Annotated in this window: 24 protein-coding genes; 9 read left to right on the top strand and 15 right to left on the bottom strand. The window is 36.6% G+C overall.

Going from position 1 to position 25,228, the window contains the following annotated elements; genetic code table 11:
• Positions 1 to 9: 9 nt before the first annotated feature.
• The 4 genes from OPU68_RS11590 (at position 10) to OPU68_RS11575 (ending at position 3,771) form a co-directional block, all read left to right on the top strand.
• A complete protein-coding gene (locus tag OPU68_RS11590) occupies positions 10 to 588 on the top strand; it encodes a Uma2 family endonuclease (RefSeq protein ID WP_498474146.1) in 579 nt (192 codons plus the stop codon).
• Positions 588 to 1,259, top strand: a complete 672-nt coding sequence (locus OPU68_RS11585; RefSeq protein ID WP_498474144.1) for a hypothetical protein — start codon at positions 588 to 590, stop codon at positions 1,257 to 1,259. Before OPU68_RS11590 ends, OPU68_RS11585 begins: the two co-directional genes overlap by 1 nt.
• Positions 1,260 to 2,054 carry an SDR family NAD(P)-dependent oxidoreductase gene (locus OPU68_RS11580; RefSeq protein ID WP_498474143.1) on the top strand — a complete coding sequence of 265 codons (795 nt, stop codon included), beginning with the start codon at positions 1,260 to 1,262 and terminating at the stop codon, positions 2,052 to 2,054. It begins immediately after the preceding gene.
• 106 nt (positions 2,055 to 2,160) lie between these two features.
• On the top strand, positions 2,161 to 3,771 hold the full coding sequence (locus OPU68_RS11575; protein ID WP_498474142.1) for a BamA/TamA family outer membrane protein: 1,611 nt from the start codon (positions 2,161 to 2,163) through the stop codon (positions 3,769 to 3,771).
• A gap of 30 nt (positions 3,772 to 3,801) precedes the next feature.
• Here OPU68_RS11575 and OPU68_RS11570 read toward each other — a convergent pair whose 3' ends face one another.
• Entirely contained in the window at positions 3,802 to 3,930 is a 129-nt protein-coding gene (locus tag OPU68_RS11570; protein WP_498474141.1) for a hypothetical protein, read from the bottom strand.
• 198 nt (positions 3,931 to 4,128) lie between these two features.
• Here OPU68_RS11570 and guaB point away from each other — a divergent pair, with 198 nt between their 5' ends.
• Positions 4,129 to 5,589 carry an IMP dehydrogenase gene (guaB, locus tag OPU68_RS11565; protein ID WP_498474140.1) on the top strand — a complete coding sequence of 487 codons (1,461 nt, stop codon included), beginning with the start codon at positions 4,129 to 4,131 and terminating at the stop codon, positions 5,587 to 5,589.
• Between the two features lie 63 nt (positions 5,590 to 5,652).
• Here guaB and OPU68_RS11560 read toward each other — a convergent pair whose 3' ends face one another.
• Both OPU68_RS11560 and ruvC read right to left on the bottom strand, forming a co-directional pair.
• Positions 5,653 to 7,776, bottom strand: a complete 2,124-nt coding sequence (locus OPU68_RS11560; RefSeq protein ID WP_498474139.1) for a helix-turn-helix domain-containing protein — start codon at positions 7,774 to 7,776, stop codon at positions 5,653 to 5,655.
• Positions 7,777 to 7,876: 100 nt separating this feature from the next.
• On the bottom strand, positions 7,877 to 8,431 hold the full coding sequence (gene ruvC, locus OPU68_RS11555) for a crossover junction endodeoxyribonuclease RuvC (protein ID WP_498474138.1): 555 nt from the start codon (positions 8,429 to 8,431) through the stop codon (positions 7,877 to 7,879).
• Positions 8,432 to 8,534: 103 nt separating this feature from the next.
• Between ruvC and OPU68_RS11550 the strand changes: the two genes are divergently transcribed.
• Complete coding sequence (locus OPU68_RS11550) at positions 8,535 to 11,267, top strand: M16 family metallopeptidase (RefSeq protein ID WP_498474137.1); 2,733 nt, start codon at positions 8,535 to 8,537, stop codon at positions 11,265 to 11,267.
• A 71-nt stretch (positions 11,268 to 11,338) separates the two neighbouring features.
• Here OPU68_RS11550 and OPU68_RS11545 read toward each other — a convergent pair whose 3' ends face one another.
• The 7 genes from OPU68_RS11545 to OPU68_RS11515 all read right to left on the bottom strand — a co-directional run bounded on the left by OPU68_RS11545 (position 11,339) and on the right by OPU68_RS11515 (position 18,124).
• Positions 11,339 to 12,394 (bottom strand): serine hydrolase domain-containing protein, encoded by a 1,056-nt coding sequence (locus tag OPU68_RS11545; protein WP_498474136.1) that lies wholly within the window; start codon positions 12,392 to 12,394, stop codon positions 11,339 to 11,341.
• Between the two features lie 154 nt (positions 12,395 to 12,548).
• Complete coding sequence (locus OPU68_RS11540) at positions 12,549 to 13,673, bottom strand: helix-turn-helix domain-containing protein (RefSeq protein WP_498474135.1); 1,125 nt, start codon at positions 13,671 to 13,673, stop codon at positions 12,549 to 12,551.
• 300 nt (positions 13,674 to 13,973) lie between these two features.
• A complete protein-coding gene (locus OPU68_RS11535) occupies positions 13,974 to 15,071 on the bottom strand; it encodes a PIN-like domain-containing protein (RefSeq protein WP_498474134.1) in 1,098 nt (365 codons plus the stop codon).
• Between the two features lie 321 nt (positions 15,072 to 15,392).
• Positions 15,393 to 15,773 carry a VOC family protein gene (locus OPU68_RS11530; protein ID WP_498474133.1) on the bottom strand — a complete coding sequence of 127 codons (381 nt, stop codon included), beginning with the start codon at positions 15,771 to 15,773 and terminating at the stop codon, positions 15,393 to 15,395.
• Between the two features lie 12 nt (positions 15,774 to 15,785).
• Positions 15,786 to 16,808 carry a ferrochelatase gene (gene hemH, locus OPU68_RS11525; RefSeq protein ID WP_498474132.1) on the bottom strand — a complete coding sequence of 341 codons (1,023 nt, stop codon included), beginning with the start codon at positions 16,806 to 16,808 and terminating at the stop codon, positions 15,786 to 15,788.
• Positions 16,805 to 17,242: a hypothetical protein gene (locus OPU68_RS11520; RefSeq protein ID WP_498474131.1), complete on the bottom strand. Its 438-nt coding sequence runs from the start codon at positions 17,240 to 17,242 to the stop codon at positions 16,805 to 16,807. The genes hemH and OPU68_RS11520 overlap by 4 nt, the downstream gene beginning before the upstream one ends.
• A 3-nt stretch (positions 17,243 to 17,245) precedes the next feature.
• Positions 17,246 to 18,124, bottom strand: coding sequence for a NifU family protein (locus OPU68_RS11515; RefSeq protein ID WP_498474130.1), 879 nt, complete (start codon positions 18,122 to 18,124; stop codon positions 17,246 to 17,248).
• 298 nt (positions 18,125 to 18,422) lie between these two features.
• Here OPU68_RS11515 and OPU68_RS11510 point away from each other — a divergent pair, with 298 nt between their 5' ends.
• Together OPU68_RS11510 and OPU68_RS11505 are read left to right on the top strand one after the other, a co-directional pair.
• Positions 18,423 to 18,941, top strand: coding sequence for a gamma carbonic anhydrase family protein (locus OPU68_RS11510; RefSeq protein WP_498474129.1), 519 nt, complete (start codon positions 18,423 to 18,425; stop codon positions 18,939 to 18,941).
• A 39-nt stretch (positions 18,942 to 18,980) separates the two neighbouring features.
• On the top strand, positions 18,981 to 19,919 hold the full coding sequence (locus OPU68_RS11505) for a YihY/virulence factor BrkB family protein (protein WP_498474128.1): 939 nt from the start codon (positions 18,981 to 18,983) through the stop codon (positions 19,917 to 19,919).
• 1 nt (position 19,920) lies between these two features.
• On the opposite strand, the gene OPU68_RS11500 is transcribed toward OPU68_RS11505, so the two are convergent.
• Positions 19,921 to 20,355 carry a hypothetical protein gene (locus OPU68_RS11500; protein WP_498474127.1) on the bottom strand — a complete coding sequence of 145 codons (435 nt, stop codon included), beginning with the start codon at positions 20,353 to 20,355 and terminating at the stop codon, positions 19,921 to 19,923.
• Between the two features lie 148 nt (positions 20,356 to 20,503).
• On the opposite strand from OPU68_RS11500, the gene OPU68_RS11495 reads away from it, so the two are divergent.
• Positions 20,504 to 21,583, top strand: coding sequence for a DUF4407 domain-containing protein (locus OPU68_RS11495; RefSeq protein WP_498474126.1), 1,080 nt, complete (start codon positions 20,504 to 20,506; stop codon positions 21,581 to 21,583).
• Between the two features lie 31 nt (positions 21,584 to 21,614).
• Here OPU68_RS11495 and OPU68_RS11490 read toward each other — a convergent pair whose 3' ends face one another.
• From OPU68_RS11490 to OPU68_RS11475, 4 genes are all read right to left on the bottom strand, one after another.
• Positions 21,615 to 21,962 carry a hypothetical protein gene (locus tag OPU68_RS11490; protein ID WP_498474125.1) on the bottom strand — a complete coding sequence of 116 codons (348 nt, stop codon included), beginning with the start codon at positions 21,960 to 21,962 and terminating at the stop codon, positions 21,615 to 21,617.
• A gap of 130 nt (positions 21,963 to 22,092) precedes the next feature.
• Positions 22,093 to 23,361, bottom strand: coding sequence for a serine--tRNA ligase (serS, locus tag OPU68_RS11485; RefSeq protein ID WP_498474124.1), 1,269 nt, complete (start codon positions 23,359 to 23,361; stop codon positions 22,093 to 22,095).
• Positions 23,362 to 23,457: 96 nt separating this feature from the next.
• The gene (locus OPU68_RS11480) at positions 23,458 to 23,967 is read right to left on the bottom strand and encodes a hypothetical protein (RefSeq protein WP_498474123.1); all 510 of its coding nucleotides are present in this window, start codon (positions 23,965 to 23,967) and stop codon (positions 23,458 to 23,460) included.
• A 14-nt stretch (positions 23,968 to 23,981) separates the two neighbouring features.
• Positions 23,982 to 25,226, bottom strand: coding sequence for an oligosaccharide flippase family protein (locus OPU68_RS11475; protein ID WP_498474122.1), 1,245 nt, complete (start codon positions 25,224 to 25,226; stop codon positions 23,982 to 23,984).
• Between the last annotated feature and the right edge of the window lie 2 nt (positions 25,227 to 25,228).

Here is a 25,228-nt window from a genome sequence, read left to right as displayed (position 1 = left end):
AACAGCGTTATGGAAATCACAAATATCAATCAATTGGACCTCAATAAAACTTACACTTTCACAGATTATCTGATGTGGAGATTCAAAGAAAGAGTGGAATTGATAAAAGGTAAAATCCTAAAGATGAGTCCGGCTCCTGCACCGAATCATCAGAGAATTTCACAAAAGATTAATCAAAAACTTTATTCGTTTTTCGAAAGCACACCTTGTGAATTATTCTATGCTCCATTTGATGTACGTTTACCTAATAAAAATGGGGAAGTCCTTACGGTTGTACAGCCAGATTTATGTGTGATTTGTGACCGAAATAAGATTGACGACAAAGGCTGTCTTGGTGCGCCGGATTTGGTGATTGAAATTCTATCCCCGGGAAATTCGAAAAAGGAAATGAATCTCAAATTCAGTTTGTACGAAGAATCCGGTGTTTCAGAATATTGGGTTGTGGATTCCAGCGAAAAATTCATCTTGATTTACAGTTTGGAAAATGGTGAATATATAAGCAGAAAACCCGTTGCAGATGGCGAAATGCTTCAATCCATCAAATTTCCAGATTTGAGATTCTCCACTCAGGATTTGTATGAATTTTGATGAAAAAGTTTCTATTTTTCTGTACAATCATATTCTTCTCATTTCTACACTCTCAAGAATTGAAAGATTTCACAATCCCAAAAGGTTACGAGAAAATCTTGGAAACAAAAGGCGACCTGGACATAGATGGAAAAGATGAAACCGTCATCGTTTTCAATACAGATAAAACACCTGACTCAGAATCTCCTGGACTCGTTAGAAAGTTTTATATTCTAAAAAACGTCAATGGCAAATTGAAAATCTGGAAAGAGAATTCTAATTTGATATTTGACAGCAAAGAAGGATTCTATCCCGAAGGCAACGAACTGGAATTGAACATCAAAAATAATTGTTTGGTAATTATTCAATCGTATTTTTCCAATTCCCGACATACAGTGACTTCGAAAAATACCTATCGATTTCAGAATGGTGATTTCTATCTGATTGGCGCTTTGGTAAAATTTGATGATACTTGCGAATTCAGTTTCTCCGATGAAATCAATTTTTCGACTGGGAAAGTCATTGTAAGCGAAGAATATTCAGATTGTGATGATGGCTCGAACAGAAAAATTCCAGAAAATTATCACAAAGAATTTATATACAAACTTCCCAAATTGATAAAAATGAATGATTACAAAATGGGAAAGAATGAAATCAAAATTCCTAATTCAAATAAATCTTTTAATTTCTAAATGTCAAAAACAATCATCATCACAGGCACTTCATCCGGAATTGGATTTGCGCTCGCAGAATATTTCGGAAAAAAAGGGAACAAAGTTTACGGACTGAGCAGAAAATCTGTGAGCTCCGATTATTTCGTTTCGATTCCGACAGACATTACGGAGAAAGAACAAATAGACAACGCCATTTCTGAAATCCTGAAAACAGAAACCAGAATCGATGTGCTTATCAACAACGCTGGAATGGGAATGGTTGGCTCGGTTGAAGATTCTACGAAAGAAGATATTACGAAATTATTCAATCTCAATTTGATTGGTTCTGTCCAGATGATGACCGCCGTTTTGCCAAAAATGCGTGAACAGAAATTAGGAAAAATCATCAATGTTTCCAGCATCGGTTCCGAAATGGGATTGCCTTTCCGAGGATTCTATTCCGCTTCCAAATCGGCTTTGGATAAAGTGACGGAAGCAATGCGCTACGAAGTTTACCCTTGGAACATCCACGTTTGTTCACTTCATTTGGGCGATATCAAAACGAATATTGCAGAAAACCGAGTCAAAACAAAAGTTTCACAACCTTATAAAAATGTCTTCGATAAAGTTTATGCGTTGATGAATTCTCACGTTGGCGATGGCACCGAACCTCTGGATGTGGCGGTTTATATTGATGGACTTTTAGGGAAATCGAAATGGAAAGCACATTATTATTTCGGGAAATTCGGACAAAAGATTGGCGTTCCGCTCAAATGGATTCTTCCGCAGAGCACTTACGAGAATCTGATGAAGAAATACAATAAAATGGATTAATTTTCTGTTATATAACCACAAAAGTCACAAAAGTATAATGTTTGTAAAGTTCGATATATCAAGAAAAAAAAAGATAAAAATCGAAGACACTTTCTTTTGTAATCTTTTGAAAAACATAACATTCCTGTTTCTCTTTTGTGCCTTTTGTGGTTCAATCAACGCGCAGAAAAAAGAATACTGGCTCATAGACAAAGAAACCAACGCCAAAAAAATCGTTTCCGACTCCGCAAAAGCAGTGAAATTTCTGGATTCATTGACGGAAAATTCATACTTTTTCACAGAACTTAAAGACGTCAAAAAAATTGAAAATCGCACCGAAATCTATTACGAAAAAGGCCCGAATTTCAACAAAGCCAATGTCAAATTTTCGGACTCATTAGTTTCAGATTTAAAACTTCAAAAGAACGAAATCTACACAAAAAACCTCGATTCCCTCAAGAAAAATATAAACCAAAAATACCGCAACAAAGGTTTCGCCTTCAACCGAGTGAAAACCAAATTCCAGAAAATGGAAAACGGAATTCCTACGGTAAAGATCTCCGTTGTCACATCATCTCAAAGGAAAATCGACGCTATTGTTTTCAAAGGTTACACACGTTTACCGAAACAATTCGTTAAAGCTTTGAACAAAGAATATGTCGGGAAAAATTACGAAGACAAAAACTTAGTTTCGATGAATCAGGCTTTGCAAAATCACCAATTCGTGACTTTGGAAAAACCGCCTCAGACTTTATTTACAAAGGATTCCACGCAGGTTTTTCTCTTTACACAAAAGAAAAAAACCAACACTTTCGACGGAATGATTGGCTTCGGAAACGACAAAACTGAAAAATTCACCGTCAACGGAACCTTGAACGTCCAACTAAAAAATATGTTCAACAGCTTCGAAAGCATCGGCGTTTACTGGCAAAGAAATCCGGACAAAGGTCAAACTTTCGATATGCAGACAGATATTCCGTACACTTTTGGAAGCAATGTTGGTCTGAACATCAACGTCAATATTTTCCGCCAAGATTCCACTTTTGCGAATGTGAAATTTTTGCCCGCAGTTTACTACCACCTTTCTCCACGTCAAAAACTTGGTTTCAAAGGGACTTTCGAGTCGTCTGCCATTTTGGATTCGCTTTATACTGGCGGTCGCGATTACAGCAAAAAAGGGATTGGACTTTGGTATCAATATCAGGAAGGGAGTGACATTCCGCTGTTCATCAACAAAAGCAATATCCGTGTTGAAGCTGATTTTCTCAAAACAAATTACGACGATACACAGGAGAAATTTGATCAAATCCGGTATTTCCTTTTTGCCGAACATAACTTCAACTTGTCAGGAAATCACTTCCTTAACATAAAAGCAGAATCCGCATTACTCAGCGCAAAGAACGAATTATCCACAAACGAACTTTTTAGGTTCGGTGGTTGGAACTCGATGCGGGGTTTCAATGAGCAAAGTCTGATCAGTGATTTCTACGCATTTGCCGGAGCTGAATATCGTTATTTAGTCAACGATCAAGCGTTCTTTGACCTCTTTGCACAGTACGGACAAATGTCCAACAAAGCCTTGGGGATTTCACCGAAACTCTACAGTTTAGGATTAGGGTTCAATTTTTTCCTACCCATCGGTTTGATGAGTTTCCAGATTTCGAACGGAAATCAGTTTGGTAATCCATTCAAATTCAACGAAATAAAAATCCATTGGGGAATTCTCAGTAGGTTTTAGAATTTTCAGGAGTCAGGAACCTACTTTCCGTTACAATTCCTCGCGCCTTGCATTGTCCAACGCTTGCTGTGGGATTTTCACTGCAATCAGGGCTATGGGTTTTGTCATCCAATCACATTTTGCCAAAGTTTCAACAATCAGTTCATTATTTGTTTCCAAACTCGTATCAACAGGTCGTCTCTACGGAGCTTTCTTTATGCTGTTAGCTGTTGTTTTACTAACAGTTCGTCGCTCTGCAACTTTGTTGTTTTTTAATTATTATTATCTATAACTTATAGCTATATTAACTTTAGTTCAAATAAATAACTCTATTTTCAAATTCAATAAAAATAGCTTAATTTTGCACAGAAAGTAAAGATGTCTATTCATAACAAAATTGTAGAGGCAGCCATCACTTTCGATGACGTTCTATTAGTCCCTTCTTATTCAGAAGTTTTACCTAATCAGGTTTCCCTTAAATCAAGACTTACAGACAAGATTTCGCTTAATGTTCCGATTGTTTCTGCAGCGATGGATACAGTGACAGAAGCAGATTTGGCAATAGCACTCGCACGAGTTGGCGGTCTTGGATTCATTCATAAAAATATGACGATTGCGGAACAAGCCGCTCAGGTCAACAGCGTGAAGCGTTCCGAAAATGGAATGATCGCTGATCCGGTAACACTTTCCAAAGATCATACATTAGCCGAAGCAAAGGCATTAATGGCAGAATATAAGATCTCCGGTCTTCCTGTCGTTGATAAAAACAATTACCTTATTGGAATTATCACAAACAGAGATGTAAAATATCAACAAAACCTCGAGGCTAAGGTTGAAGAGATTATGACAAAAGAAAACCTCATCACTTCAGATAAAACCACGAATCTGGAAACTGCGAAAGAAATTTTGCTAAAAAACAGAATCGAGAAACTTCCTATTGTTGACAAGAAAAACAAATTAGTTGGATTGATTACGATTAAAGATATCGACAATCAATTAGAATATCCAAATGCCAACAAAGACAGAAGCGGAAGATTAATTGTAGGAGCCGGCGTTGGTGTTGGTGAAGATACGATTGAAAGAATCACTGCGTTGGTAAAAGCAGGCGTTGACATTGTCGCAATCGATTCAGCTCACGGACATTCGAAAGGTGTTTTGGATAAGATTTCTGAAATCAGAAAAACATTCCCAGACTTGGACATCGTCGGTGGGAACATCGTAACCGCCGAAGCAGCAAAAGACCTCATCAAGGCTGGAGCAAATGTCCTAAAAGTTGGTGTTGGTCCCGGATCCATCTGTACAACCAGAGTTGTTGCCGGAGTTGGCGTTCCTCAACTTTCCGCAATCTACAACGTTTACGAATTTGCAAAAAAGAAAAATGTAGCAGTAATTGCAGACGGTGGAATCAAACTTTCCGGTGATATTGTGAAAGCAATTGCAAGCGGTGCTGGCGCAGTAATGCTTGGTTCTCTTCTTGCAGGAACGGATGAAGCTCCGGGAGAAGAAATTATTTTCCAAGGCAGAAAATTCAAATCATATCAAGGAATGGGTTCTCTTTCCGCAATGAAACGTGGTGGTAAAGAAAGATATTTCCAAAGTGAAGCTAAGAAATTTGTACCAGAAGGAATTGAAGGTAGAGTTCCTCACAAAGGGAAACTGGAAGATGTAATTTTCCAATTGACTGGTGGTTTACGCGCAGGAATGGGATATTGCGGTGCAAAAGATATCGAAGCTTTGCAGAAAGATTCAAAATTAGTCATGATCACAGGAAGCGGATTGAAAGAATCTCATCCTCACGATGTTATCATCACACAGGAAGCTCCGAATTATTCTTTTTAAAATATAATTCCTAAATTCAAAATAAGAAAGGTTGCAAAAAATGCAACCTTTCTTATTTTTCGGTTACTTCAAATTCAAATAATAATTCCAGATCAAACGGATCTCGCCGTAATCAAAATCCGCAGGCAAAATAGCTTTCCAATCATTAATGTTATCTTTTGGATTTTGCTTAAACAGTTTTTCAAAAGCATTGATTTTCTCTTTCGGATAGATTCTCAGCAAGTCATTTTTATCCAGTAGATTCTGTTCTGCAAACTTAGACAAATGACCGAAAATAGTGGAATTGACCAAACCTCTTTCTTTAGCAATTTCAGAAATCATTTTCCCATCCTGAAAGAGCTGATAAGTCAAAATATGAGTTGGAACTTTTTTGATTGCCATAGAGATTTCCGTATCTTTTTCTTTATCAAACAGAGGTGTTTCCAGAAGATAAACGTCTTTCAGGTCCTTGAGATATTCTTCTAAATCATCCAGCCAAATCCGGAAATCTTCATTAAATGCTTTCAAACCTTTGACGCCTTTCGTCTCGGAATAATAATCTTTGAGTGGCGAAAAAATCTTCTCATTCACGTTTGAAAAAAAGAAGTTGACTGCACCTTTTGCTTTTATTTCAACTTCTGCCCATTCTTCCTCGCCTTTCAGGAATTTCTGGGTTTTCTGGACCAAAATTCGCTCAAATTTCTGAAAGATAACGGTCAGATTTTCTATCTCAGATCTTAACGTAATGTATAGTTTTTGAGTCTTGTCTTTATCAATGAATTTGCTTGTTTTGGTAGATAGATTAAAATCTTCCAAAGCCGACAAAAACCACACACAATCTATTCTTCTGATGACTTTCTGGATGCTGTAATCGTATTTTTCAGAATTAATGATCTCTTCCATTTTAGAATTGGCGTGCGTCTCATCCTGAAACTTCGAAACCCGCTTGTCACTGAAAATCACTTCAGGCGTGATTTTCGATTTCAAAACAATTCCTTCCAAAGTCCTGCAGCGTGAAAGTGCGACGTAAACCTGTCCGGAGGCGAAACTTTTCCCGGCATCAATAATCAATCTGTCAAAGGTCAAACCCTGACTTTTATGAATCGTAACCGCCCAGGCGAGACGGATCGGGAATTGTTTGAAGCTTCCCAGAACTTCTTCTTTGATATTCTTATCCGAATCCAGAGAATAGCGTTTCTGTTCCCACGTTTCTGCTTTCAAGGTGATTTCTTCTTCGCTACCGTCTAGGATTACGGAGATTTCGTCCTCATCCAGATAGGAAACCTGCGCCAGTTTTCCGTTGAAATATTTCTTGTCAGGAGAAGTATCATTTCTGATAAACATAATCTGAGTTCCAATCTTAAGTTCCAGAACTTCATCATTCGGATATTGCGTTTCCTTAAAATCGCCTACCACATCTGTGTTGTAAAAATGAGATCTGCCGCCGAGTTCTTTCAGTTTTTTCTGATTAATGTCATCTGCCATTTTGTTGTGCGAACACAAGTAAACATAGGCTTCATCTTTAGGATCAAAGTCTGGCAGATATCTTGAATTTAGCAATTCAAAATCAATGTCTTCTGAGATTCCGTTTCGGATGGCATTTAGAATTTCAAGAAAAGTTTCGTCGGTCTGGCGATAAACTTTGGTAAGTTCAATGGTGATTAATTTAACTTCTTCCAAAGCTTTGGCGTGAAAGAAGAAAGGCGAACTGTAATATTTTGCCAGAACATATTCGTCCCGAACAACAGGTGGCAACTGGTAAAGATCGCCAATAAAAAGGATCTGAACACCGCCAAATTTCTGCTGATTCCTGCGAACGTGCCTTAATGAAAAATCCATCATATCAAGCACATCAGCACGCAGCATCGAGGCTTCATCAATGACGATGATTTCAATTTCCCGGAGTAGTTTTAATTTGTCTTTTCTGTATTTGAAGTGAACCATCAGATCGGCGATATTGTTCGCCATATTCTGATCAATCCTTTCTGTTGTCGGAAGGAAAGTTCTCAGCGGCAAGCCAAACATAGAATGGATGGTAACGCCGCCCGCATTGATTGCTGCGATTCCTGTCGGCGCAACTACAATGTGCTTTTTCTTGGTTTTTTTGACAAAATCGTTCAGAAAAGTGGTCTTTCCCGTTCCGGCTTTTCCGGTAAGAAACAGACTTCTGTTGGTATGTTCGATCAGGTCAAAAAGGGAATCATTCATCGGGTTCAAAGGTAAAGAATCAGGAAACAAAAATCAAGAGACAAGATAAAAGTAACAAGAATCAGGTCTGAAAAGTAATTTTGCCTTTAGTATCCAGCATCTATTTTATCCTATCCGGATTCTGTTTCAAAAAACTGTCCCAGCCGGAGTAAGATTTATCTGTAGCAATAGTTCCGGAATTAAAATGATGACAAACCGCCACTGCCAAACCATCGGAAGCATCCAGATATTTCGTTGGGAATTCTTTCAGTTTCAATAAGTTTTGGAGCATTCCGGCAACCTGTTCTTTGCTGGCATTTCCGTTTCCGGTGATGGCCATTTTTACTTTTTTAGGAGAATATTCGGTGATCGGAATATTTCTGTGAAGACTTGCTGCAATCGCAACGCCCTGCGCTCTTCCCAGTTTCAGCATACTTTGGACATTCTTCCCAAAGAAGGGTGCTTCCAGAGCGGTTTCGTCCGGATGATATTCATCAATGATGGCCAATGTTCTGTCGAAAATCACTTTAAGCTTCGTTTCGTGATTTTCATATTTCTTAAGTATAAGTTCGTGCATTGCAAGCAACTCCATTTTCCCGCCTTTCACAGAAATGATCCCAAATCCCATAATGGATGTTCCCGGATCGATTCCTAATATTATTTTTTCAACTTGCATAATGACAAAAATACGTTAAGATTTTCATAAAAATCAACAGTCTAATGATATTTTTAATAAAAAGTTATTAAATTTAGAAACCTAAAATAATAACTATCAAGATATGAAGAATCTTTTACTGACTGTGGCAGTCGTTTTCTATGCAGGCCTTAATACACCTGTATTTTCCCAAAAAGCCGAAACCCCTAAGTTTATCAGCAATACAGAAGGAATTAAGGAATATTCTCTCAGCAATGGGATGAAAGTTCTTTTGCTGGCAGATCCGTCACAAAGCAATGCGGTAGTAAACATCGTGTACAATGTGGGATCAAAGCACGAAGGTTACGGTGAAAAAGGAATGGCGCATTTGCTGGAACATATGTTGTTCAAGAGTACAAAAAAATTAGGCGACATCAAAAAAATGTTGTCAGACAAAGGCGGAAATGCCAACGGAACCACTTGGTATGACAGAACCAACTATTATGAAGTTTTCCCCTCCAATGATGAGAACCTGAAATGGTTCCTCGCCATGGAAGCCGACAGAATGGTAAACGCAACGATTCTTCAGTCAGATCTTGATAAAGAATTTTCTGTGGTGCGAAATGAATTCGAAATTGGTGAGAATAGCCCAAGCGGAGTATTGATGGAGCGTATTGTTTCCACGGCTTACCTTTGGCACAACTACGGAAATTCTACTATCGGAAGCAAGGAAGATGTGGAAAGGGTGAAAGCTGTAACGCTAAGGAAATTCTACGAAAAATACTATCAGCCAGATAATGCAACTTTGATTGTTGCAGGTAAGTTTGATGAGAAAAAAACATTGGACTACATCTCCGAATATTTCTCTGCAATTCCGAAACCTGCCAGAGTTCTGGAAACACCTTACACAGTAGAACCTGCTCAGGACGGCGAGCGATTTGTGGAGCTGAAACGTTCCGGCGACAGCAAAGTTGTGGGTGCATTATACCACACTGCGCCTTATGCAGACAAAGATTACGCTGCACTGGATGCACTTCAGGAGATTTTGACTTCTGATCCTTCGGGGTATTTATATAAAGCAATGATCGATTCCAAAAAAGCAGCTTCTGTCTACGCTTATCAGCCATTGGTAAGAGACGCGAGTTTTATGTATTTCGGACTGGATGTGCCTGCAGACAAGGATATCAAAGCGACTGAAAGTGATTTCCGTACAGAATTGGACAAAATTGCTACCATCAAATATACAGAACAAGATGTTGCAAGAGCAAAGGCGAAGATCCTTAAGCAAATCGAAAATATAAAGAATAATACAATTGGTTCAGCCATTAACTTAACAGAAATCATTGGTGCGGGAAATTACAAGCTGGGAATGCTTTACCGGGATAATGTTGAAAAACTGACGGTTGCAGATGTTCAAAGAGTTGCTGATAAATATTTCAAGGTTAATAACAGAACCGTAGGTGTTTTCATCCCGACAAAAGATGAAATCAGAGTCAAAAATGTAGAATATACCAATGATCAGATTGCTTCTCTTACAAACGATTACAAAGGAAAAGCGTTGGAAAAAGACACCGCTCCTTTTGAGGCAAGCATCAAAAACCTGAAAGCAAATCTTGTAGAAGGCAAGCTGAGCAACGGAATGAAGTACGGCTTGATCAAAAAAGAAATCAAAGGCGGAAAAATTCTTGGAAGTTTCAAATTTCCTGTAAGTAATGCTAAGGATTTATCAGGTAAATCTGATGTCGGATCTCTTATGGCGCAAGTTCTGAAAACCGGAACCAAATCCCATACAAAAGAACAGATCCAGGATATGCTGGACCAGTGGAAATCCAATGTCAATTTCGGGTTTAGTGGTCAGACTTTGTTTGTGAACTTCAGCACGTACAAAGAAAGCCTGCCGAAAGTAATGGGGCTCATCAAAGAAATCCTTACAGAATCTACTTTCCCGGACGCAGAGTTAGCAAAAACCGTAAGCGAGTACAACACGTATCTGGAAGGTTCCCTTAACGATCCTCAGTCGCTTGCCTTTACAGAAATCGAGAAAATCACAGAAAACTACCCGAAAGAAAGTATCTATTACACAGCTTCTACGAAAGAACAGATCGAAAACAACAAGAAAGTGAAGAGAGATCAACTCGTAGATTTTTACAATAAAATTCTTGGAAGCAACAATGGCGTTGGAACTGTGGTTGGCGATGTAGACGGCAAAGCGGCTTCTGCATTATTAGAAGACACTTTCGGAAAATGGAATTCCAAATCCAATTATGAATTCGTAAAACCGGAACTTTTTGCAACCAAAAAACAGGACAAAGAATATCTGACACCGGACAAAGAAAATGCAGCTGCAGTTGGGAAGATCAGCTTCTCTATGGATCGTAAATCTCCGGACTATCCGGCTCTTACCATTGCCAACGAGATGTTGGGAAGCGGTGGTTTCCTGACGGCGAGAATCCCGACCAGACTTCGTGAAAAAGAAGGCATCAGTTATGGCGCAGGATCTTACATGAATATCCCGATCGATAACACTGTTGCGTCTTGGGCCTGGTATGCATTCTTCAACCCGACTAAGAAAGATGCAGTCAACAAAGCTTTGAAGGAAGAAGTGAACAAAGCTGTAAAGGATGGCTTCACGGAGACTGAATTCAAATCCAATCTCACTTCTTGGCTCAACTCCAGAAAAACAGGCTTAGGAAATGACAATACCCTGATGAATCTTGTAAATACCCAGTTGCAATACGGCATCCCACTGGAAGAATATGATGCTTTGGAAGCAAAAGTATCTGCACTCAAAGTGAATCAGGTAAATGATGTTCTTAGAAAATACATCAGCGAGGATAAGATGACTTCTGTTTTTGCAGGAGATTTTAATAAGAAATAATACAATTTCACATATTACAAGAAAACCGCCTCAGCAATCTGAGGCGGTTTTTTATTGTTATTAATAAAGAATTATTTCAAGACATTTTCATAAATTTCATTCAGAATCGTCTGTCTCATTTTAGAGTCTCTTTTATTTACAAGAATGATGATTCCCCAATTTTTCGCTCTGCTGTAGCAGATGATCGAAGATTGTCCCATAGAATCGCCGGATTTTAAATAGATGGTGTCTCCGTCAATGGTGCTGATGCCAAGTCCCAATCCCATTTCCCGCTTCTCATCTTTATAGTAGATCTTTTCTGTGATCAATTCAGCTTCGGATATTGGGTTTCCTTTGGTTAACAGTGTTTTTAAATACTTAACCATATCAGAAGTATTGGATTTTACCAATCCTGCCGGAGCAGTCACATTCCAAGTGAAAAATTCCTGAACACCACCTTCGGGATTGTAGCCGGTTGTTCTGTTTTTCACATCAAAATTTTTGGTCAAAGTTTGGGACATTTTTGCAGGCTTCAGTATTTTTTCTTTGATGATTGCTTCGTAACTTTTACCATATACTTTTTCTAAGATTTGCCCAAGCAAGGTATAACTAACTGTAGAATATCTGTACTTACCATAATCGATGAGGTCTTTGCAATCATTGATCATTTTAGCTAATGATTGTTCGGTTACACTACTTACTGGTTGCTGAGGATTCAATTGTATTAATTTTTGAAAATCCACATCTGGCAATCCGGATTGATGTGAGGCCAGATCTGAGATTTTTATTTTATTCTGGAGATTTTTATGTAAAACATATTGTTTAGGAAGGTAGCCGTCGATGTAGTCATCCACTTTCAATTTCTTTTCGATAACCGCTTGAGCGATCATATTTCCGGTCAGAATTTTGGTGATTGATGCAATTTCGAAGATGGAATGTTCATTAATATCAACTTTACTTTCTCTGCTCAGTTTACCATAGGAAGTGTAGAATTCTTGATTATTACTAATGAAACCGACACTGATTCCGACGTCCGGATTTTTCTCATAATTGGCTTTGATGATAGAATCAATCTTTTGAGAATACTCTTGCCCAAAAGAAATGTTGCTGATGAATAACAGCGTTGCGAATAATTTTAATGTTTTCATTGTATCGTGGTTTAAAGGTTAATCAATATTTCGATACAAAGATGTGGAAGCGCAGTATCCTATGCGACCGAGTAAAAGTATTCGTCCATATTTCGCAAAAAAAATTGGTAGGAATAATTAGATTAAGAAGTACGAGTAATTACAAAGCTTTGTTTTATAGCACCTTGCGATATTCAGTTGGTGTAGTTCTCGTATGTTTTTTGAAGGCTGAATTAAAAGATGATTTCGAATTAAAACCAACTTCATAAAGAATTTCAAGAATCGTCACTTTAGATTTTGACGGATCTTTCAGGATTTTCATCGCATTTTGGATCCGGTAAGTATTCACAAAATCATAAAAATGCTGTCCCAGCTGATGATTGATCAAAACAGATAATTCCCGAACCGGAACGTTCATTGCCTTCGAAATATCCTGAATCGTCAAAGCCGGATCCAGAAATGGCCTTTCATCAATCATATATTTTTTCAACTTCAAAAGATCTTCATTCAAAGTTTTAAGCTCAATTTTCTTTTCCACCAAGATCAAGTCGGAAACGAGTTTCAACTTCGAATCAATATTTCTGAAAAGTCCAGGATTATTCAACGCTTTGTACAGATACCAGCAAATGATAAAAAGTTGCAATACCAGAATACCGATTTTGATCCAATTGGAAACGTATGGATAATTGGAAAATTTAAAAATATTCTTTAAAATAACAATCAGGTAGAGCGCTGTAAGAACTCTTGTGAACTGAAACAGCCAGTTGTAAGAATTAAGATTACCGCCTGAATTATTTTCAAGATAAAGCTTTTTTACTTTTTTCAACAATAGAAAAACGGCCGTAAAATAAACCACAACCTGAAAATGAAACAGCCAATGAGTGAACTGTAACTCAACCATATTTTGACGGTTGACGATAAAATCAAGCTTCGAAGCTACATCCACCGAATAAAACCGAGGCACCAAAACAAGGTTTCCAATAAAAAACGGAAGCAGATGGATCAGATATTTCGACTTCCACTTAAAATCGGAATAACAAACCGACAAAACATAAAGATAAAAAGCGGGAATTTGCAAAAAAGCAATCGTAGTCCTCAACATTCCAAGATTCGATGGACCGTCTGTAAATTGACTGACCAATGGTTCGCTCGTGTCAATCACAGTGATGATGAGGAAAAAGGCAAAAAGACGATTGCCAATTTTGTGCTCAGTCTTAACAGTCAGTAAAAAAAATGCTAAGAAAAACGAAATGAACAGCGATATTACCGTCACAATTCCCAATAGATCCATTTTATCCATTTATAATCCTGTTTCCCATTCTCGTTCGCACTTATTTTCCGTAAAGATAATTATTTTGCCTTTGGAAAATCAAGGAATAAAATTCACACTAACAGATTTATAAATTTTCAGGAGCCGGGAACCTGCTTTACGTTGCAATTCCTCGCGCCAAAGCTTTTCCCATCGCTTGCTGTGGGATTTCCACTACCATCAGGGCTATGGGATTTCAGTATAAAACGGACATTTCTCATACAGCAGAAACTATCCATCATATTTGTCATTCCTGAATTTAGGATTTTTTAATGGTCAAGGCATATTGCTTTAAACTTCTTCAAAAGTTTCTTCGCCATCTTCACCGTCATTTTGATCCTTATCATTTTGATCCAAATATTTTTTAATGTACATTTTTGTTATATTTTCATCAAATTTAAAAGACATTTGTTTTGATAATCGATCATTTATATCTTTAAAATGTGTTAGACTATTTAATAATTTCACATAATCAACACTTTTTTTCCATCGCTCAGTATTATCTAAAATTTCTTGAAATGATTTATTATTAAGTTTAGAATTTTGCCAATTATTTATTTCTCTAACTTCTTCTATAGTTTCCTTCATTATTTCTTCCGATTGACCAGCAAATTCTAAAAATCTATCTGTGGTATACAAGTGAAATAATTGCTCTGTTTCTTCAAAAGCTTCTTGCAAAAGTTCTGGTCGTGGACTTAAAGTTTGTCCATTAATTCTCAACCACCAATCCTTTTTGACATCGTCTAAAATAAAAATAAAAGGAATCTTTTTTTCTTTTGATTCCTTTAGAAGCTCTTTCCAAATAATTAGATCTCCATACTTATTTGTCTTTTTATCGTTGTCTTTATAACCAGGTGGTGTTTTATTTTGATAACGCTCAACACCTTCTTTTTCTATTTTAATTTTTTCGTCTTTTGTAAAAGGATTTCCGACCTTACTGTCAGTAAAAATTTCAGATATTGATTCAAGTATTGAATCATTTCTTAACAATTCTATAAAAAAGGTCTTTTTGGATTCTAAATCTTTAATGATACTTTCTAATGAATTTTTAAAATTATCCAAGGTCTCTTTACTAAGATGCGGTGTTTTCAAATTTTTAACAATATCATTTTCTAATTTATTAAATGCCTTTATTGTATCATCATAAATAGCAATTTGTTCTGAAATAACATTAATTCTATTTTTATGAAATTCATAAGCTGAATGATGTGATAGAAATATTTGTTTAGAATATTTTTTAATTATTTTTAATAATTCAGTTCTAGTTTCGTCAGAATAACGATATAAATTAAATAGAACATTTGTGTCTACAGAGATAAATCCCTTTTTCCATATGTCTATTATTTCCTCTTCTGTTATAGGATAATATCCTCTGAAATTTTTTTTCATTTTATGTTATAATAAAAATTAGAAAAGCCAATGGTATAAATTTTTAGTAATGTAAATATAATTAAAACTAATAAAGAAATTGTGAAAACCATCCAAGATATAAACTAGTTCCTACAAATAATTAACGAAGAAATGACGGAGGAAAGCTGTATATAAATTATCAAAATGACAAAAAACACCCTTATTTGACAAAAAAAACAAAAATACATCTAGAGTACAGAAAGGGTACGGAAAGTGTACAGCGAGTGTACGGACGTACCACCTCAAAGCTAATGTCAAAATAATAAAAAACGACCTCAATATTTATTGAGGTCGTATAATTTATTTAGTAATTCTAAGGTCTGAAATAATGATCTTGTAATGGTCGCAATCCTCGAAGCAGATACCGTTCTCTCTCCAATAGGGATTTTTAGGCGTCAAAGTCGGAACTTTAAAATGTTCTAGATTGGCCGAGATCTTTTGAAATTCTTCCAAGGTTTCCGGATAAAAAACCAGGATGTCGTCATCATCAAATTGAGACTCCGGCAAATTCTTGTCTTGGGTAAATTCCAGATGCCAGTTCTCACCAGGTTTCCCAAGGAAAACACCGTCATAACCATTGTGGTCTTCAAACTTACCAATCACTTCCAACTCCAGAACGGAAGTATAAAAGTAAATCAGTTTCTCAAGATTCTGCGTATGTCGTGCGTATCGGAAAACCATTCGATGTAGAAATTAATGAAAATAAAAATCATTCAGCTTTTCTTCACACAGCGTTTTCACCACATTCACCCAACTTTGTTCCTCATTCAGACAAGGAATATAATCGAATCTTTCGCCGCCGCCGTGCAGGAAAATCTCTTTACCTTCTACAGAGATTTCTTCCAAAGTTTCTAGACAATCCGAGACAAAAGCCGGACAAACAATCGCCAGTTTTTTGATGCCTTTCTTGCCAAGACCTTCCAAAGTGGCGTCTGTGTAAGGTTCCATCCATTTGTCTTTTCCCAATCTGGACTGGAATGTGACTATCACTTTTTCTTTTGGCAATCCCAGTTTTTTGCACACCAATTCGGTCACTTTATAACATTGGTGTCTGTAGCAGAATTTGTGCGAAGGATTGTCTTCCTTTTGGCAACAATTATTCATATTGCAAGTGTTCGTAGGATCGGTTTTGTAAATATGACGTTCAGGCACACCGTGATACGAAAATTGCAGCAAATCAAAATCCGCAGGGAGTTTTTCCCTGATACTTTCAGCTAAAGAATTGATGTAGATCTCGCGGTCATAAAAAGGCTCTACGTAATTGATCTTAATATCTGGGAAGAACTTCAGCCTAACTTCCTCAGCTTTGTCAATCACGGTTTCCGTAGTGCTCATCGCATATTGCGGATAAAGCGGGAACAGAGAGATCTCGGTCACGCCTTTGTCCACCAACTCCTGAATTCCAGTTTGTATCGATGGTTCTGCATAACGCATTCCCAAACCAACCGGGACGTCCACAATCTCCTGAAGTCTCTTTTGAAGATGTTTGGAAATCACGATCAAGGGCGAACCTTCGTCTGTCCAAACGGTTTTATAAGCCTCGGCAGATTTTTTTGGTCTGGTTTTCAGGATGATTCCCTGTACCAAAAGTGCACGAAAGATCCAACGGTAATCGATGACTTTTTCGTCCATCAGAAACTCGTCCAGATATTCTTTTACATCTTTTACGTCCGTTGATCTCGGAGATCCAAGGTTGACCAGAAGAATTCCTTTCATTTGTAAATTGATTTCATTTGACTTTCTACAGTCGGGTTATATTTCGATTTCAAATGATTGATATAAATCTCTCTTGCAAGCATTTCATCATCATCTGACAATCCAATTTCTTTATTGTATTTGTCGCTTAAAATATGGCTGATAGAATCAAATTTAGTAATGTAATCTTTATTGCCAAAATAAACGTCTTCGCCATAAATCTTATGAAATTCTTCTATCGCTTTCTGATCCAATCCGTAATAATAATGAACATAATAATCCAGGAAAGTGGTATTTTTCTTATTGAGCTTATCTAAAACAACATCCATTTTTTGAAGGCTGTCTTTGGCTAGTTTTAATTCTACCAAATCTTCGTGAATACCATCATTCAGTTGTGCTTCTTTTTTACAGGAAACAGTCAGAATTAAGATTAAAGAAAGAAGAAAATTCTTCATAACTTATCCATTTACAGCTTCCACATTCTCCACCAATTCCGGAACGAATTGTTTCAGAATATTCTGGATTCCGTTTTTCAAAGTTGCTGTAGAAGACGGACATCCGCTGCAAGCGCCTTGTAGCAGCATTCTTGCGGTTTTATTTTCCTGATCATATTCGATCAACGAGATTTTTCCACCGTCGTTTTCCACCGCTGGTGCAACATATTCATTCAGGATGTCGCTGATTTTCTGCTCATCACTTGTATATTCTCTGTTGATGATTTTCAGCATTGGATTCTCGTGGGTGTGAGGCTCAGCATTGGAAATCTTTTTTCCGGCCTGCAAAAATTCTGCAATGAAAGAACGAACCTGATTCATAATCTCGTGCCACTCAAACTGGCTGTCTCTGGTTACAGCAACGAAATTATCACTCACATAAATTTCTTTTACAAAATCAAAAGCCTCATACAGTTCTTTTGCTAATGGAACTTCGTCTGCTTCTTCTCTGGACTTGACCTCGATAAAACCGTCCATCAGCATTTTGCTGGAGATGAATTTCATAACCGCTGGATTTGGTGTCATTTCAGAATAGATCTGGTAAAGTTCTTTTTTCTTCTGAAGATAGATTCTCGGGTTTGCTAGCAATTCGTCCTCGATGATATTTTTCAGACTTTCTGCAACATGTTCCCATTCTACCGTATCTTCTTTTGCAACTGCAATGAAATTAGCTGTAATGAATATTCTGTTGACAAAAGGATAATTGAAAAGTTCTTGTGCCAACGGAATCTCTGAAATATCAGATTTTCTGTCAAGCTCCAAAGATCCGGGAATCAGATTGTAGTCTGTTACAAACTTCATCACTTTTGGATTCTCTGTTGGTTCTATAATGATTTGTCTCATTTTAAGTATATTGAAGTACAAAAATATCGTAATTTGGTGGAACAAAAAAGCCGATGAATCCCAATGTTGTGTTAAGTTTTGATTATGAGTAGGTTTGCGGATATTCGATTTTTTCTATTGGTTTGATTTTGGCTGTTTCATATACGATAAAGTAAAATTATGACGAATCTGCGCCCCGGATGGAGCGACTCGTGGAGAACCTCAGAGTAACCTTGGGAACGGAGAACGGATGAAGGCGTCAAACATTTATATAAATCAAAAAATCAATTACATTTATAAATCATCAATTATATAAAATATGGCAATTATAAAAGAACTTTTAGGCAAAACGCCTCAACTTGGCAATAATGTTTTTGTGGCAGAAACTGCTGTAATAATCGGCGATGTAACGATGGGAGACGATTGTAGCATCTGGTACAATACGGTTTTGAGAGGTGATGTACATTACATCAAAATGGGAAATAAAGTAAATGTCCAAGACAACGCAATGATCCACTGTACTTATAAGAAAAGTCCAACTACGATTGGGAATAATGTTTCGATCGGTCATAATGCAATTGTTCACGGTTGCACGATAAAAGATAATGTGCTGATCGGAATGGGCGCCATTGTGATGGATGATTGTGTTGTGGAAAGCAATTCGATCGTTGCTGCGGGCGCAGTTGTAATAGCAAATACCAATATCAAGGAAGGCGAAATATGGGCTGGTGTTCCGGCAAAAAAAGTGAAAGATATTTCGCAAAGTCTGATTGAAGGCGAGATCGACAGGATTGCAAATAATTATATTAAATACTCCAGCTGGTATAAACAGGAGTAGATTGGTACAACTATTGAATTTTCCAGAGAAATGTAAACTATGACAAAGCTCAAATCTTTTTGGGAAATCTTAAAAGCAACTTTCAGTGAGTGGACATCCTCGTCCGCTTCCAAAGACAGTGCAAGTATGGCTTATAATGCGATATTTGCATTGCCGGGTTTGCTAATCATCATCATTTGGACTGCTGGACATTTTTTTGGCGAAGAAGCCGTAAATGGCGAGATAAGACGCCAGATCCAAGGTGTAATGGGCTACGATAGTGCAAAAAGCATTCAGGATATTATTGCCAGTGCAATGATAGACAAAGAGAATTTCTGGATGAAAGCGCTTGGCGTTATAACTCTGGTTTTTGGTGCCACCAGTTTATTTTTCCAAATGCAGACTACGCTCAACAATCTTTGGGATGTGGAAGCTACACCGAAAAAAGCATGGCAAAAATTCATCCTGGATCGTGCAAATTCTCTGGGAATGATATTAGTAATTGCTTTTCTACTTCTTATCAGTATGGTTTTGTCTTCCGTTATAGGTTTGGCCAATGGACTGATAACAAAATATTTCGGTTTGGAGACTTATGTTATCATCCAAGGAAGTAATTTTATCTTAGGATTTGCTGTGATTACCGTTTTGTTTGCCATTATGTTCAAAGTCTTACCAGATGTGGAAATCAAATGGAAATCTGTCTGGATTGGTGCGATTGTCACAGCCTTACTCTTCAATATTGGAAAAATGGCAATGAGTTTTTACTTTGATATGTCAAAACCGACTTCAGTTTTTGGTGCGGCAGGAACTGTGATTTTATTGATGATGTGGATTAATTATTCTTGTCAGTTAATCTTCTTCGGGGCAGAATTTACCAAAGTTTATGCGTTGAGAAAAGGTCACAGTATTGTTCCTTCTAAACACGCCACTTGGAGCAAAGCGAAATTATACAGAGATTCCGAAGAAGAGAAAAATAAATTGATTTCTAAAGAAATATAACTTATTTAAATACTGGTTTATCATTATCACAAACGATATTTTCCGGCTGCATTACCAACATACAATCTGATACCAGGTTGTATTTTTTGTTATAGTTAGAGGATTTTTGATTATATACTTCCACTTTTTCGAGAAAACTTTTCTCATCAATTTTATTAGAATAAGCAATATATTCTACTGGTCCTCCACATGCTTTTGCGCCTAATCCAACCGTTTTCCAATCTGCAGGATTACTGCATTTTTCACTGCTTGCTAATGTTTTGATTTCATTTTTCAGGTCTTCCATTTCTTTGGATTCTTCAACGGTTAAACCACTGGTAGGAATCTCATCTTTTTGTCTTTCTGGTAATGGCTTTGGGAGATTGTATACTGTGTAAGAAGGTTTGCATGAGAAGACAAATACATAAGAAACACCTAATAATATCAACTTTTTCATAACTTAATTTTGATTTGCACCATCAAATATAATACCTACAAATCTTTTATAGTTAAAAAATATTGGTATAAAATATGATATTAGGCTTTACCTAATACTATTTGTAACAATTTAACGTTTTGAATTACATATTCTGATAATCATTAATATGAAAAAAATATCTGATAATTATAAAATGAATTGGTTTCAGCACTTCTTGATGATCTGCTCAGGAGCTAATATTCATCTTTTGAAAAAATCGCCAAGCGAATGGAACAAGTTTGCGGGGATTGGTGGAATCGTTCTATTTACAGCAATTTTCGCTACACTTTCTGCTGGTTATGCTATGTTTACAGTTTTTGATAATGTTTGGACAGCGGTTGGATTTGGAATTCTTTGGGGATTGATGATTTTCAATCTTGACAGGTACATTGTTTCCTCGATCAAGAAAACCGGAATCTGGTGGAATCAAATTTTGATGACAATTCCGAGATTAATTTTAGCAACTTTCCTTGGAATTATTATTTCAAAACCATTGGAACTTAAGATTTTTGAAAAAGAAGTTAATAAACAGTTGAACACCATTATTCAAAGAAATAAAAAACAACTTCAGGCAGAAATGAATGGCAGAATTCTGCAACAATCTGGACCTTTTGACACGGAGAAAAAACAAATTCAGAATCAAATCAAGAATTACCAAATGGCTTATGATTCTGCGTCTGTGGAATTGGAGAAAGAAATTCTGGGCAAAGAATCCGGCTTGACGAGTGGAAAAGTTGGCTTTGGATCCAACGCCAAACGAAAGGCCGAACTTAAAGAACAAAAACGCCTTGATCTGGAAAATTACCAGAAACAACAGCAATCGCGATTGGAATATTTGGACAAGGAAGTGTCGAAAGTTTACACCAATCTGGAAACGGAAAGGAAATCTACGGAAACTGTGGAAGATAAATTCAACGGATTTGCAGCACGTCTGCAGGCGCTGGATGAATTGGGAAAAAATTCTGCAATCATTGCTCTAGCGGCAAGTTTCATTATGGGATTATTTGTTTGTTTGGAAATCTCACCGGTTTTGATCAAACTGATTTCTCACGTTGGCCCTTATGATTATCTTTTGGAAAAAACAGAAAATGATTTCAGGCTTTATTCCAAAGAAAAAATGACGAAGGGTAATTATCATACAGATTACAGGATTGATGATTTTAAAACAGACTTGGATAATAAACGGAAAGACAAACAGAATCTATAAAAGCAAAAAGCTTCCAAATTGGAAGCTTTTTTTATTTTAAATCACCTACAACAAAGGGTTGTTCGGCATCCTCATTATAATCTCTTACAAATCCGATTTCTTTTGATTTATTAATTTCAGATTTTGAACTGCCTGCAAACCCATCCCCAAAATCGATAGTAAAATCGATGTAACTCAATTTATTTCTGACAAACTTCATCTTATTAAATATAAGAATAATGTTTTTTTCTTTGAGATTTTTTTGCAGACTTAGTAGATCTCTTCTCGTCATCTCTTTATTGAAAACAACGGCTATCACTTTCTTATTGGATGTAAAAGAAAGCATGCTGAAAACAAGAACTGATATAAATAATAGGGAAAAGATTGTGGACTTTTTCACGGCTTTAATTGAATTGCAAATTTAGAAAATGTTTACTAATCATTTGAGTTTTTTTAATAAAAAATTAATTTAATATAACAAAAGCCGCAAAGTATAAATTTGCGGCTTTTGTTATATCTAAGAAACTGAATTAATTGATCAATTCAAATTTGGCATATTCTGCGATTTTCTTTGGTAATTTGATTCCCTCTTCTGTTTGGTTATTTTCCAAAAGTGCAGCCATAATTCTTGGCAAAGCCATTGCAGATCCGTTTAGCGTGTGAACCAATTGCGATTTTCCGTCTGCTTTGTATCGGCATTTCAAACGGTTGGCCTGGAAAGTCTCGAAGTTTGAAACAGAACTTACTTCCAGCCATTTTTCCTGCGCCGCACTCCAAACTTCGAAGTCATAGGTCATTGCTGATGCAAAACCTGTGTCGCCTCCGCAAAGTCTCAGGATTCTGTAAGGTAATTCCAGATCTTCCAAAATCGATTTAATATGCTCTACCATTTCTTCTAAAACTGCGTAAGAATTTTCAGGTTTTTCAATTCTTACAATCTCCACTTTTTCGAATTGGTGAAGTCTGTTAAGGCCTCTCACGTGAGCACCATAACTTCCCGCTTCTCTTCTGTAACACTGTGAAAATGCTGTATTTTTGATTGGCAGATCTTTCTCATCCAATAAAACATCACGGTAAAGATTTGTCACCGGAACTTCCGCCGTTGGAATCAGAAACAATTTATCTTCGTTCACATAGTACATTTGTCCCTCTTTATCAGGCAATTGTCCGGTTCCGTAGCCAGAAGCTTCATTTACAACGTGTGGCGGATTCACTTCCAGATAACCTGCATCAACATTTTTATCAAGGAAATACTGAACCAAAGCTCTCTGTAATCTCGCACCTTTTCCGAAATAAACAGGGAAACCGGCACCAGCGATTTTAACGCCCAATTCGAAGTCGATCAAATTGTATTTTTTCGCCAATTCCCAATGTGGGATGGCACCTTCGCCAAGACCTTCAACCGTTGTAGATTCATAAATAATCTCGTTGTCGTCAGCAGAAACGCCGGCAACCACTTTTTCGTAAGGAATATTTGGGATCTGATAAAGAATATTAATCAAGTTGATCTCAGCATCGTTTAGTTGAGATTGTAATTCTTTGCTCGAATCTTTGTATTGCGAAGTTTTGGATTTTGCAGCTTCGGCTTCCTCTTTTTTTCCGTCTTTCATCAGAATTCCGATTTCTTTCGAAATTTTGTTCATCTCGGAAAGTTGTGAGTCCAGCTCAAACTGTAGTTTTTTTCTTTCGTCGTCAGCATTGATTGCTGCATCGACCAAATCTAATTCCTTGAAGCTTCTTTTCTTCAAGCCTTCCAAAACGCGCTCTTTGTTCTCGCGCAAAAAATTAACCTGTAACATTTTTGTTGGGTGTTAGGTGTTTGATGTTGGGTGTTGTAGCGTAACTTCCATCATCCCGCTTCCATCACCCAACAGAACTTGTGCAAATTTAAGGATTTATTTCACGATCTTTACAATGTTTTGCCCTCCTTGGGTTTTTGTAAATTTCAATTTATCATTATACCAGAGTTTTGAAATCTGGAAAAGTGACGAGGTGGATTTATATTCTATCTGGATTGTGTCATCGTCGTTTACCACAACATCATTTATTGTTCTGGGTAACCTGATTATAAATCTGGAATAATAAGTCTGTTCGTCATCATTACTCAAAGAATCGATTTTCAATCTGATTGCACCAGCCGGATAATCCATATAAACTAATGTATCTGCATCTTTCGGAAAAGTATATCCTGAAATAGGCTGTAAGTCTCTTTCTCCCAATAGATCCAGCAAAGACGGCGTAGAATACGAACCTGGAATATTTGGATTTAACAAATCCTGTCCGGTAGCAGCACTATTCATATAAAGCGTCAAAACCTGATCTATTGTTTGTATTTCTGCTTCATCTCTTTGGCAGGAAAACAAAAGTAAAATAGTCGTTACAATGATTGATATCTTGAGTTTCATTATGACAAAGATAATTATTTCAAAGTTCTGAGATAGGTTAGAAATGTAAACATCATCGATAATCCGATAATGGTTAAAGTAACTGCTAGAGAAATGACCATTCCCCTTACACCAAATTCAGGAACAAGAAAATAAGAAAAGGCTGCTAAAAGGATAAGCGAAAGGATCGAAAAAAAAGTATTTTTCTTCATCAAACCTACTGCGGACAACATATTCCCATAGAGATTTCTGAGCAACATACTCGCACAAAATGCTGCTAATAAAATTGAAAATTCCAATGAATTATCTAGGTATTGTATTCCAAAAAAAAGCCTAATTATCATTTCGCTAAAAACACAACCAACGATCAATATTACAATAGATATGGGAATAAAAATTTTATAATAATTAATAATATAATTGATTAAAAAAGATCTATTCAGATGATTTTTTGCCAAAACAGGATAATCACTCTGCATAAATGATAGTGCTAAAAAAGTAATATTTGAGGGAATGAGTAATGCTGCTTTATAATTAGCAACCGCGGTTTCATCTTTAAAAAAATTCAATAATAATATATCTGCTGAAAAAAAAGCATCCGACAATAATGCTGTTAAGGAGGCATATACAGCAAAACTCCAAATTTCTTTTTTGGTATATCTCAATAATGGTTTTTTAATCCCAAAAGACCGCTTGTACCAGAATAGGGAAATAAAAGGCACAATAGCATTTGCTATTAAATATCCATATAATCCCCAAAAGATGGAGAATATAATCATAAGGATCAATCCTGAAATATTGACAACATTGTTTATCATTGCAAATTCATCATTCTTGAGATAAACACGCCTCTCTGCTTGAATGTGGCTAAAGAAGTAAACCCCAATCAAACGAATTGTAAAAAAAAAGAAAATATAAAAAATGTAATAATAATGACTTACGTATAGAAACGAAATTAAAAAAAATACGACACTCAGAATAAGTTGATTCATAAAACCTTTCTTCAGAAGATATTCTGCCAATTCTTTTTTTTCCTCATCAGAATTCGCTAATGATCCAAACCTGATCAAACTTTGGAAACTTCCGAATCCACTAAAAGAGACAAAAACAACAAAAAAAGAAGACACAATACTTAGCAATCCAAACTCTTTTTCTGGTAAAATTCTGATCATAAAAAGAGAACCTGAAAAAGCACATATTTTGGTTATCAATAAAGATAAAAAAACGTGTTGTCCCTTATTGGCAAAAAATGCTCTGATAAAATCCTTTAAACTTTTCATTC

The sequence above is a fragment of the Chryseobacterium sp. TB1-D10 genome, assembly GCF_059803555.1.
This window is presented reverse-complemented; position numbering and strand designations above follow the sequence as displayed.